This window comes from Flavobacteriales bacterium, from assembly GCA_016712535.1.
Taxonomy (GTDB): Bacteria; Bacteroidota; Bacteroidia; order Flavobacteriales_F; family PHOS-HE28; genus PHOS-HE28.
The window spans coordinates 1,069,427-1,080,213 of record JADJQW010000002.1; the positions used below are offsets into that span (position 1 = coordinate 1,069,427).

General features: G+C 63.0%; 11 protein-coding genes. 9 read left to right on the plus strand and 2 right to left on the minus strand.

What is annotated here, in order from left to right:
• Positions 1–65: 65 nt before the first annotated feature.
• Positions 66–776, minus strand: a complete 711-nt coding sequence (locus tag IPK70_04405) for a hypothetical protein (GenBank protein MBK8226396.1) — start codon at positions 774–776, stop codon at positions 66–68.
• A 149-nt stretch (positions 777–925) separates the two neighbouring features.
• Here IPK70_04405 and IPK70_04410 point away from each other — a divergent pair, with 149 nt between their 5' ends.
• Positions 926–1,324 carry a DoxX family protein gene (locus IPK70_04410; protein ID MBK8226397.1) on the plus strand — a complete coding sequence of 133 codons (399 nt, stop codon included), beginning with the start codon at positions 926–928 and terminating at the stop codon, positions 1,322–1,324.
• Positions 1,325–1,366: 42 nt separating this feature from the next.
• Entirely contained in the window at positions 1,367–2,911 is a 1,545-nt protein-coding gene (locus tag IPK70_04415) for a DUF853 family protein (protein ID MBK8226398.1), read from the plus strand.
• A gap of 48 nt (positions 2,912–2,959) precedes the next feature.
• On the opposite strand, the gene IPK70_04420 is transcribed toward IPK70_04415, so the two are convergent.
• Positions 2,960–3,652, minus strand: coding sequence for a zinc metallopeptidase (locus tag IPK70_04420; GenBank protein ID MBK8226399.1), 693 nt, complete (start codon positions 3,650–3,652; stop codon positions 2,960–2,962).
• A 145-nt stretch (positions 3,653–3,797) separates the two neighbouring features.
• Here IPK70_04420 and IPK70_04425 point away from each other — a divergent pair, with 145 nt between their 5' ends.
• From IPK70_04425 to IPK70_04455, 7 genes are all read left to right on the plus strand, one after another.
• Positions 3,798–4,490 carry a YdcF family protein gene (locus IPK70_04425; GenBank protein ID MBK8226400.1) on the plus strand — a complete coding sequence of 231 codons (693 nt, stop codon included), beginning with the start codon at positions 3,798–3,800 and terminating at the stop codon, positions 4,488–4,490.
• 39 nt (positions 4,491–4,529) lie between these two features.
• Positions 4,530–6,392: a M1 family metallopeptidase gene (locus IPK70_04430; protein MBK8226401.1), complete on the plus strand. Its 1,863-nt coding sequence runs from the start codon at positions 4,530–4,532 to the stop codon at positions 6,390–6,392.
• A gap of 41 nt (positions 6,393–6,433) precedes the next feature.
• Positions 6,434–7,342, plus strand: a complete 909-nt coding sequence (locus IPK70_04435; GenBank protein MBK8226402.1) for a dialkylresorcinol condensing enzyme DarA — start codon at positions 6,434–6,436, stop codon at positions 7,340–7,342.
• Positions 7,343–7,430: 88 nt separating this feature from the next.
• A complete protein-coding gene (locus tag IPK70_04440) occupies positions 7,431–8,561 on the plus strand; it encodes a beta-ketoacyl-ACP synthase III (protein MBK8226403.1) in 1,131 nt (376 codons plus the stop codon).
• Positions 8,562–8,633: 72 nt separating this feature from the next.
• The gene (locus tag IPK70_04445) at positions 8,634–9,035 is read left to right on the plus strand and encodes a hypothetical protein (protein MBK8226404.1); all 402 of its coding nucleotides are present in this window, start codon (positions 8,634–8,636) and stop codon (positions 9,033–9,035) included.
• A complete protein-coding gene (locus tag IPK70_04450; GenBank protein ID MBK8226405.1) occupies positions 9,032–10,048 on the plus strand; it encodes a BtrH N-terminal domain-containing protein in 1,017 nt (338 codons plus the stop codon). Before IPK70_04445 ends, IPK70_04450 begins: the two co-directional genes overlap by 4 nt.
• Positions 10,045–10,785 carry an ABC transporter ATP-binding protein gene (locus IPK70_04455; GenBank protein ID MBK8226406.1) on the plus strand — a complete coding sequence of 247 codons (741 nt, stop codon included), beginning with the start codon at positions 10,045–10,047 and terminating at the stop codon, positions 10,783–10,785. The genes IPK70_04450 and IPK70_04455 overlap by 4 nt, the downstream gene beginning before the upstream one ends.
• Positions 10,786–10,787 lie beyond the last annotated feature (2 nt).

Consider the following 10,787-nt stretch of genomic DNA (forward strand, 5'->3'; position numbering starts at 1 on the left):
GCCTCCTTGCGGAAGCCCCGTCGCCGCCCGGGGGTCCATCCGGGCTGTCGGCACAGGAAGGCCGGTTATTCGCAGTAGATGAGCAGCATCTCTTCCACGCTGAGGTTGCCTAGGTCATGGGCCTGATGCAGAGCGGCGCAAGCTTCTTGTTTGCGGTCCATGCGCAGCAGGACGATGGCGCGTTGCACGTGGGCCTGGTCCAGGTCGGGGTCGATTTCCACAGCATGGTCGAGGTCGTTCAGTGCGAGGTCGTCCTCGTGCATGGCAGCCAGTGCGATACCGCGGTCGCACCACCCCAGCGCGTTGTACGGCGCGATGCGCACCAGCTGGTCGTAGTGAGCCTTGGCGCCCATGTAGTCGTTGCTGCTCATGGCGAAGTGGCCCAGTTGCAGCAGGGCGTGCTCGGCGGCGGGTCCTGTGGGCCTTACGCTGAGGATCTTCGTCAGGTCGGCCAGGGCGCTGTGATCAGCACCAAGGCGGCTCTTCACTTCAGCGCGACGCAGAAGGGCATGGGCATCGTCGGGGCTAAGCGCGAGGGCTTGGTCCAGGTCCTTCAAGGCACCGCCGAGGTCGTTCATGCCGATCCGGTTCACCGCGCGGTAGTACCAGGCTTTCATGTCAGCCGGCGCCTCCGATACGGCCTTGGTGAAGGAAGCTTCGGCTTCGTTATGCATCTGGGCGCGCATGGCGCTCATGCCTGCGAGCATGTCTGAATTCTGCTGGGCGAGCAAGGGCGCGGTTACGGCAAGCAGGAAGGATGTGGTCAAGGTCTTCATGGCGGGGCGTGCAACGGACGGCGCAGTGAAAGGTTCCCAACGCCTCGTGGAAAACTGCATGCTCTGAGCGAGCGAGCCCTCAATCCGGAGGGCCACCTTCGGCGCGCAATGCAGCTGTGGCTGCTCACCGCCCAACCTCTGCTCCGACCATGCTCCTCAACAGTCAACCCATTTCCGAAGACCTTGGTTACTTGCTGATGCGCCTCGGTTTCGGAGGCACCATGCTCTGGCAGCACGGCTGGCCCAAGCTCATGAGATTCGGAGAGCGCATGGACAGCTTCGCGGACCCCATCGGGCTGGGCAGTCCGGTGAGCCTGGCACTGATCGTATTCGCGGAGGTGATCTGCTCGGCACTGGTCGTGCTCGGCCTGTGGACGCGTGTTTCATTGGTCCCGCTGATCATCGCCATGGGCGTGATCATCTTCGTGGTTGATCGCGGCCAGCCATTCGGCGAGAGCGAATTGGCGCTGGTTTACCTCATGGGCTACCTCGCGCTGCTCTTCACGGGCAGCGGCCGCTTCGCCATGGACCGCATCTCGTTCAAGTAAGCATCGGCCGAGGCGCTTTCCTTTGCGGGCAATCCCGCACGCATGCCCGCACCAGACGATTTCATCCGCGCCATCACAGAAGGCAACACGTTCAAAGGAAGCGCCATCGAGCTGGGCGGTGCGCTCTACAACGGCGAAGTGCCCGCAGGCTGCGCCGTGAAGGTGCCCCTCCGCACGATGAACCGCCATGGCCTCATCTGCGGCGCCACGGGCAGCGGCAAGACCAAGACGCTTCAGGTGCTCGCTGAGCAATTGTCACTTAACGGCGTGCCTTCCCTATTGATGGATGTGAAGGGAGACCTCAGCGGGATCGCGGCGCCCGGCGCCAGCAATGAGAAGATCGAAGCGCGTCATGCCAAGCTCGGGATCCCCTATGAGCCGCAAGGCCTGCCGGTGGAATTGCTGAGCCTGAGCAAGGAGCCGGGAGCCCGCCTCCGCGCCACGGTGAGCGAGTTCGGACCTGTGCTCCTTGGCCGCATCCTCGAATTGAACGACACCCAGCAGAGCGTGCTGGCGCTCGTATTCAAGTACTGCGATGACCACGGCCTGCCCCTGCTCGACCTGAAGGACCTGCGCCGCATGCTGCAGTTCGTGAGCGATGAGGGCAAGGACGAGATCAAGAAGGTCTACGGCCAGGTGAGCGGCGCCACGGTGAACATCATCCTGCGCAAGCTCATCGAGATCGAACAGCAAGGCGCCGACCGCTTCTTCGGGGAGCGCAGCTTCGATGTGAACGACCTGCTCGAATCGCGCGATGGCAAAGGCGTGGTGCATATCGTGCGCCTCACCGATATCCAGGACCGGCCGCGCCTCTTCAGCACCTTCATGCTCTGCCTGCTGGCGGAGATCTACAGCACGTTCCCGGAGGTCGGCGATCCGGAGAAACCCAAGCTCGTGCTCTTCATCGATGAGGCGCACCTGATCTTCAGCACCGCCACCAAGGCGCTGCTCGAGCAGATCGAGACCATCATCAAGCTGATCCGCTCCAAGGGCGTGGGCGTTTATTTCTGCACCCAGGATCCCAGCGATGTGCCGGAGGGCGTGCTCGGTCAACTGGGTCTGAAGGTGCAGCATGCCCTGCGCGCCTTCACGGCGAAGGACCGCACCGCCATCAAGAAGACCGCGCAGAACTATCCGCTCACTCCCTTCTACGATGTCGAGGAGCTGATCACCTCGCTCGGCATCGGTGAAGCACTGGTCACCGCGCTGAGCGAGAAGGGCACGCCTACGCCGCTCGCGCACGCCTTGCTGCGTGCGCCCATCAGCCGCATGGATGTGCTGAGCCCACTGGAGATCGATGGATTGGTGGCGCGCAGCGAGCTTGTGAGGACCTATAACGAAGCGATCGACCGGGAGAGCGCGTTCGAGATCCTGGAGAAGCGGATGAAGGGCAGGGAGGAGGATGATGCGAAGGAGGAGAAAGGGGTGGAGGAGCCGAGGCCGGAGCGCGAAGAGCCGAGCACCTTGGAGAGAATGACGAAGAACCCGATGGCGCGCCAGGTCGGCAACACCATCGTGCGGGAACTCACGCGGGGCTTGCTCGGCGTGCTGGGCATCCGCACCACCGCGCGACGCAGGCGTTATTGAACACGGAGCCCCGGCATCGCCGGGGCTCTCATGCGCCGATCCAAACGGTCAGCGCCTGCGGTTCATGAAGATCATGATGTAGTAGAGCAAGGTGGCCAGGGATCCGATCGCCGCCACCACATAGGTGCGCGCGGCCCACTTCAGCGCATCGGCGCTCATTTCGTACTCGCCTTGGGTGACGATGCCGGTGCGCTGGATCCACGCCAAGGCACGGTTGCTCGCATCGTATTCCACTGGCAGGGTGATGAAGCTGAAGAGCGTGGTGGCGCCGAAGAGCACGATGCCTGCCAGCAGCACCGGCTCACCGAGCGGTGAGGCTGCCGACAGCAGCAGGATTCCGCCGAGGATCACCCATTGCATGAAGCGCGAGGCCACGCTCACCACAGGCACCAGCTTGCTGCGCATGTTGAGCCATTGGTAGGCCGTGGCATGCTGCACGGCGTGGCCGCATTCGTGAGCGGCCACCGCTGCGGCGGCGGCATTGCGCGCATGGTATACGGGTTCGCTCAGGTTCACGGTGCGGTTCGCCGGGTTGTAATGATCGGTGAGCGCGCCGGGCACGCTCACCACCTTCACATTGGCGATCCCGTGGTCGCGCAGCATCTGCTCCGCGATCTCCCGCCCGCTCATGTTGTTGCGCAACGGCGTTCGGCTGTATTTCTCGAAGCGCGATTTGAGCTGATTGCTCACCAGCCAGCTCACCAGCATCATCACGATGCCGATCACATACGCGCCCATCATCGGATTGCCTCCCATCAGCATGGCCTGTTCTGTTTGGCGCCCGGAGCGGCAATTCCACTGCCGCGTCCGGTTTCCTGACGATACGGCAGCCCGTCCCGCCGAACCTTCTGCCGCGAATGTTGTTCAGTCAGCACAACTTTGCTCCATGAGCTCCAGGACGCTCCTCCATTCCTCCGCTTTGCTGATCCTGCTGCTCACCGGCTGCACCGTTGCCAATCCAGCCAGATACTACAGCAGGGCGGAAGCGAAGATGCCCTACGACGCGCTGATAGTGCCGGGAATGCCGTACACCGACGAAGGCGGTGTGCATATCGGACTGAAGGCACGTCTGGTGTGGGCCGTTCATCTTTACAGGAAGGGCTTCGCCAAGCGCTTGATCATGTCGGGCGCTGCGGTATACACGCCTTACAGCGAAGCTCGGATCATGCGCGAGTACGCCGTGGCCATGGGCGTTCCGCGCGAGCATATCATCTTGGATGAGTGCGCTGAGCATAGCACGGAGAACATGTATTACGGCTATCAGATGGCCTGTGCTGCAGGGCTGAGGGATGTGGCTCTTGCCAGCGATGAGTTCCAAGTGAAGATGCTGAAGCCCATGCGTCGGCGGATGAAGCGCGAATTGGGGGTCCACATCGATCTTCTGCCGCTGGTTCGCGATAGCGTTTCCGACCTTTTCGCGGCCACCAACCCCGACTTCGATCCGAAAGTCGCGCTTGTGCCCGATTTCGTTTCCATCGTGGAGCGCGAGTCGTTCTGGAGGCGATTCCGCGGCACATTGGGCAGGCATATCCCATGGGAGGATGCCGATCAATGCACTCCGGCTCAAGCCGTGCGCTGACGGACGGTGCGCGCGTGCGATCTTGCGCGGCCTGACACCATGAGCCAAGCCCTCCGCGCAGCAACCTTGCTGACCATCGTTTCCGCTTCATTCCTCGCTCACGCGCAATGCGACCGCTGGCAGCAGCGCGTGAAATATGACATGGATGTCGCCCTCGATGCGAGCACGCACCGGTTCACCGGCAAGGCCTCGCTGGCCTACACGAACAACAGCCCCGATACGCTTCGCGAGCTGTTCTTCCACCTCTACTTCAACGCCTTCAGGCCCGGCAGCGAAATGGATGTGCGGTCACGCACCATCGCCGACCCCGACGCGCGCGTGGCGGACCGTATTGCCGCACTGAAGCCGGATGAAGTGGGCGAATTGCGCGTGCAGCGCATGGCTCAGTGCGGCAAGGACATGCAGCTCGAGCATCTCGGGACGGTGCTTCGCGCGACGCTCGCGCAACCCTTGCTCCCGGGCAAGAGCACCACGCTGGCGTATGCGTTCGCGGGCCAGGTGCCGGTGCAGATCCGCCGCAGCGGCCGCGACAACGCTGAGGGCGTGGCGTACAGCATGACGCAGTGGTACCCGAAGCTCGCGGAGTACGATCACCGCGGCTGGCATGCCATACCGTACGTCGGCCGCGAGTTCCATGGGGTGTGGGGCGATTTCGACGTGCGCCTCACGCTCGATAGCGCCTACACCGTGGCCGCCACAGGCGTGCTGCAGAATCCGGAGCAGGTGGGCCACGGCTATCCTTCGAAGAAGACCTTGAAGCGACCTGCGGGCAATACCCTTACCTGGCGCTTCAGCGCGAAGGATGTGCACGACTTCGCTTGGGCAGCGGACAAGGACTACAAGCATGTGGTGCGCCCAATGAATGACGGACCCGAGCTGCATTTCTTCTACAAGGACACGCCAGAGCTTGAAGCAGTCTGGCGCCAGCTGCCTGATTACATGGAGAAGAACTTCCGGTTCATGAATGAGCGATTCGGGCGGTATCCATGGCCGCAGTACAGCTTCGTGCAAGGCGGCGATGGCGGCATGGAATACCCGATGCTCACGCTCATCACCGGCAACCGGCGCATCGGGAGCCTCGTGGGCGTGAGCGTTCATGAGAGCGTGCACAGCTGGTACTATGGCGTGCTGGCCAGCAACGAGGGCCGCTTCGCGTGGATGGATGAAGGCATGACCGAATACGCGAGCAGCAAGGTGATGCAGCACCTCTTCGGCGGCGATGGCGATCCGCATGCATCGTCCATCGATGGCTACCTCGGCCTTGCTGAGAGCGGGAAGCACGAGCCCGCGAGCATCCATGCCGATCACTTCATCACCAATGCAGCTTATGGCGCCACGGCCTACAGCTTCGGTGAGATGCTCATCCACCAGCTCGGCTCGGTAGTGGGTGAGAAGGACCTGGCGCAAGGATTGAAGCGGTACTACGCCGCGTGCCGGTTCAAGCACCCCGAGCCCATTGATCTGGAGCGCGCCTTCGAGAAGCAGAGCGGCCTGGAGCTCGATTGGTACTTCGATGAATGGGTTGGCACCACGCGTGCGCTCGACTACGCCATCGCCGAGGTGATGCAGGCAGGCGACTCCATCCGGATCACCCTGCACCGCAAGGGAGAGATGCTGATGCCGGTGGATGTGATGCTTGTCGGGCGCGACGGTGGCCAGCAGCTCTTCCATGTGCCGCTCTCCCTGGCACGCGGAGCTAAGCGGCCTGATCGCGACCGTGCGCCATTCATTCAATTGCCTTCCTGGCAATGGACCGATCCGCGCTACACCTTCAGCGTGAAGGGCGATATCGCATCGCTCGCGGGCATCACCCTCGATCCTTTCGAGCGCACCGCCGACCGTGAACGTGAGAATGATGCCGTGATTTTCCCGGAAGGCGTGCGGGGCGTGGCGCGTCCTTGAACGCCATCTGAAATCGGCCGACCTCCGACCACCCGCAGCGCATGGCACCGAAACGCGTCCTAGTCATCCACTACAGCCAGACGGGCCAGCTCACCGAGCTGCTGCAGCGGATCACCGGCCCGCTCGTGGATGCGGGGATGCAGGTTGATCACATGCCGATTGAGCCGCTGGTGCCCTTTCCATTTCCGTGGTCGCGCGTGGCCTTCTTCAACACCTTCCCGGAATCCACGGGCAGGGAGCCCATGCCCTTGCGTCCGTTCAGTGCTGCGGAGGGCCCTTACGACCTGATCATCCTCGGCTACACCATCTGGTACCTGAATCCTTCGATCCCGATCACATCCTTCCTGCTCCATCCGCAGGCGCGCGAGATCATCCAGGGCAGACCGGTGCTCACGGTGATCGGATCGCGCAATATGTGGGTGATGGCGCAGGAGTACGTGCGTGAGCGCATCGCCGCTCTCGGCGGGTCATTGGTGGGCAACATCGCCGTGGTGGATCGCAGCGGCAACCTCACCAGCGTGATCACGATCATCCGGTGGATGTTCTGGGGCCGCAAGGATCCCTTCCTCGTGTTCCCGCATGCAGGCATCCGCGCTGCGGACATCGAAGGCGCCTCGCGCTTCGGGGACCTGATCGCCGAGCGCTTGGAGCGCGGTTCACTCGAAGGCATCAACGAGGGGTTGCTGAGGCTGGGATCGGCGCGGATCAAGCCCACCTTGTTGGTCCTTGAGCGCAGGGCCACTTTCGTCTTCGGCAAATGGCGCCGGTTCATCCTGGCGCGCGCCCGCACCGATCCCCAGAGCCGCATCCGCCGGGTGAAGTTCTTCTCCATCGCATTGCCCGTGCTCATCTTCCTGGTGGCCCCATTGAGCGCGCTCTCCGTGAGGATCCTCGGGGCACTGAAAGGCCGCGCCTTGCGCCAGGAGATCGACGCGCTGTTGCGCTACTGAGCTGCGCACGCTCCATCAGAAACGCCCGCCGGTATTGGTCGTGCGCTACTTTTGGCGCCCTTCGTCTTCGCACCGATTTCCAGTCGCCTTGCAAGAAGCATTCATCACACGCGTCTCGGGCTATCTGCCGAACGATCCCATCGGCAATGACGAGATGACCGATTTCCTGGGGATGATCGACGGGAAGCCATCGCGCGCCCGGTCCATCGTGCTGCGCAACAATGGCATCCTGAAGCGGCACTATGCGCTCGATCGCCAGGGCCGCATCACGCACACCAACGCACAGCTCGTGGCGCGCGCGGTGGAGGGACTTGCTGGCGATGGCATCGACCTGCAGGCGATGCAGGTGCTCGCTTGCGGCACCTCCTCACCGGATCAGTTCCTGCCCTCGCATGCCAGCCAGGTGCACGGAGAGCTCGGCCACGCCATGGAGGTGGTGTCGCCCAGCGGCGCCTGCTGCTCGGGCATGCATGCGCTCAAGTACGCGTGGATGAGCGTGGCCAGCGGCAATTCGGCCAATGCCATAGCCGCCGGCAGCGAGCTCGTGGGGCCGATGATGCGCGCTTCCAATTTCGAGCGCGAGACGGAACGCTTCCGTCAATTGGAGGCCGACCCGATCATCGGCTTCGAAAAGGAATTCCTGCGGTGGATGCTGTCAGATGGGGCTGCCGCCGTGCTGGTGGAGAATGCCCCGCGGGGGCCGATGAGCCTGAAGGTGGATTGGATAAGGTCGCGGTCCTTCGCCCATGAGCTCGATGTCTGCATGTATTCAGGAGGAGATAAGGATGAGCAAGGGGCATTCCTCGGCTGGAAGCGATTCGCACCAGAGGAACTGGCGGGCCGATCGGTCTTCAGCATGAAGCAGGACGTGAAGCTCTTGGGCCGCCACATCATCGAAGTGGGTTCACGCTATGTGAGTGAGGTGGTTCGTGAGAATGGGTTGAGCGCGAAGGACATCGATCATATCCTCCCGCACATCAGTTCCATGTACTTCCGTGACAAGCTCGCCCTGGGGCTGGCAGAGCAAGGCCTCGACATTCCGCAGGACCGGTGGTTCATCAACCTCGCCGAGGTGGGCAACGTGGGCGCGGCGTCGGCCTTCCTCATGCTCGATGGCCTACTGCGTTCAGGCAAGGTGCGCAAGGGCCAGCGTATCCTGCTGGCGGTGCCCGAGAGCGCGCGCTTTTCGTATGCAGTCGCGCTGTTCACGGCGGTGTGATCCGCCACGTCCTTAGGCCCCGATTACCTTCGCCAGCACTTCGCCGCATCCATCGGCACAAACCGCGATTTCATGAAGAAGGAGGAAGTGCCCCAGGACGATGCCAACCTGCTGGAGGGCAAGTTCAAGGTGGTGAAGTACGCCGTGAATGAGAACGGCGAGTACGAGAAGGTGCCGAGCGTGGGCTGGGAGCCGGAGAACGTCGCCCTCGGACAGGCCTGGGAGGTGGTGAACGAGCGCGTGGAAGAGGCCCGGCAGCAAGTGCTTCGCGGCGCAGCCTCATCGCTGGCCTACCACATGGAGAAGAACATGATGGATGCGGCCCTGCTCGCCAAGCACGTGGGCATCCCGGCACGCAAGGTGAAGCGCCATCTGGAGCCTGAAGGCTTCAACGCCTTGGACCAATCGACCTTGGAGCATTATGCAGAAGCCTTGTTGGTGAGCGTGGCTGAGTTGAAACAGGTGCCGCGATGAGCAAGGACCTCATCATCCCCTTCGAGCATCAGCAGAGCGCGCACTGCGAGACCGGCGTGATCAGCAACCTGATGCGCTTCCACGGGCTGCGCGTCTCTGAGCCGATGGCCTTCGGCATTGGATCAGGGCTTTTCTACAGCCACATGCCTTTCATCAAGATGAACGGCATCCCCGTCACCAGCTACCGGATCCTGCCCGGCCACATCTTCAAGCGGTTCTCGCGCAGCGTGGGCGTGGAGATGCGGAGGATGCGCTTCCGCGATCCGGCCACGGCGATGGATGCCCTGGACCGCGTGCTCGACCAAGGGCTCCCGGTGGGCATGCTCACCAGCGTCTTCTACCTGCCTTACCTCCCCAAGGCCTTCCGCTTCCATTTCAATGCGCACAACATCGTGGTCTTCGGCCGTGAGGGCGATGAATACCTGGTGAGCGACCCGGTGATGGACGCCACCACGCGCATCCATCGGAATGCGCTGGTGCGCGCGCGCTTCGCCAAGGGCATGCCCAACACCAGCGGCCGCATGTACTACCCGGTGCGCGTGCCCACCGATGCCGATCTGCGCACTGCTGCCGCCAAGGGATTGCGGCGCACCGCCCGCGATATGGTGAATACGCCGCTGCCCATGTTCGGCGCGAAGGGCATTCCCTACCTCGCCGGCAAGCTGCGCAACTACGAGCGCCGCTTGGGTGAACGCGATGCACGCCTCGCACTGGGAAACCTCATCCGCATGCAGGAGGAGATCGGCACCGGCGGCGCAGGCTTCCGGTTCATGTTCGCGGCATTCCTGCAGGAGGCGGCTGCGCTGCTCGATCGGCCCTCGCTCCGCGAGCAAGCGCAAGCCATGACACGCATCGGTGATCAGTGGCGCGAGTTCGCCTTCGAGGCTGGCCGCATGTGCAAGGGCCGCGCAGAAGCGGGCAGCACCTACGATACGCTGGCCGATAGGCTCGTGGAGCTCGGCAAGATGGAGACCGCGCTGTTCCGTGAACTGGCCCGCTCCGGCAAGGCATGAGCGATCCGATCATCCGAGTCGAAGGCTTGGTGAAGCGCTACAGGAAGAGCGCGGAGCCTGCGTTGAATGGCGTTGACCTGCGCGTAGGCGCTGGTGAGTTCCTTGGCTTGCTCGGTCCGAATGGGGCGGGCAAGACCACGCTCATCTCGATCCTCACCGGTGTGATGCGCGCCACGGCAGGCAGCGTTGCGATCAACGGCATGGACCTCTTCACCGATCCTGGGCGGGTGCACCGGATCATCGGACTGGTGCCGCAGGAGCCCGCACTGTACGAGTCGCTCAGCGCTTGGGAGAACCTGGCCTTCTTCGGTGCGCTGCAAGGATTGGATGGACGAGCGGTGCAGGAGCGCGGAGCCGAATTGCTCGAACGCGCGGGGCTGAGCGCACGCGCGCATGATCAAGTCAAGGAATGGTCGGGCGGCATGAAGCGCCGCTTGAACCTGATGGTGGCGCTGTTGCATCAACCGTCGATCCTCATTTTGGATGAACCGACCGTGGGCATCGATGTGCAGTCGCGGTCGGCCATCTGGGACCTGTTGCAGGAGATCCATGCGGCGGGCACCACCATCGTGTACACCTCGCACCATCTCGAAGAAGCTGAGCGGCTCTGCTCGCGCGTGGTGATCATGGACCGCGGTCGCTTGGTAGGCGAGGTGGCCGATCCGCGCGCCCTCACCGGTCACGAACGATTGGAGGAGGCCTTCCTCCGCATCACGGGCAAAGCCCTTCGCGATTGACC

What these genes read in the sequence shown, in the direction of transcription:
- IPK70_04405 (MBK8226396.1), bottom strand. Translation starts at nt 776, where the DNA reads ATGAAGACCTTGACCACATCCTTCCTGCTTGCCGTAACCGCGCCCTTG.
- IPK70_04410 (MBK8226397.1), top strand. Translation starts at nt 926, where the DNA reads ATGCTCCTCAACAGTCAACCCATTTCCGAAGACCTTGGTTACTTGCTG.
- IPK70_04415 (MBK8226398.1), top strand. Translation starts at nt 1,367, where the DNA reads ATGCCCGCACCAGACGATTTCATCCGCGCCATCACAGAAGGCAACACG.
- IPK70_04420 (MBK8226399.1), bottom strand. Translation starts at nt 3,652, where the DNA reads ATGATGGGCGCGTATGTGATCGGCATCGTGATGATGCTGGTGAGCTGG.
- IPK70_04425 (MBK8226400.1), top strand. Translation starts at nt 3,798, where the DNA reads ATGAGCTCCAGGACGCTCCTCCATTCCTCCGCTTTGCTGATCCTGCTG.
- IPK70_04430 (MBK8226401.1), top strand. Translation starts at nt 4,530, where the DNA reads ATGAGCCAAGCCCTCCGCGCAGCAACCTTGCTGACCATCGTTTCCGCT.
- IPK70_04435 (MBK8226402.1), top strand. Translation starts at nt 6,434, where the DNA reads ATGGCACCGAAACGCGTCCTAGTCATCCACTACAGCCAGACGGGCCAG.
- IPK70_04445 (MBK8226404.1), top strand. Translation starts at nt 8,634, where the DNA reads ATGAAGAAGGAGGAAGTGCCCCAGGACGATGCCAACCTGCTGGAGGGC.
- IPK70_04450 (MBK8226405.1), top strand. Translation starts at nt 9,032, where the DNA reads ATGAGCAAGGACCTCATCATCCCCTTCGAGCATCAGCAGAGCGCGCAC.
- IPK70_04455 (MBK8226406.1), top strand. Translation starts at nt 10,045, where the DNA reads ATGAGCGATCCGATCATCCGAGTCGAAGGCTTGGTGAAGCGCTACAGG.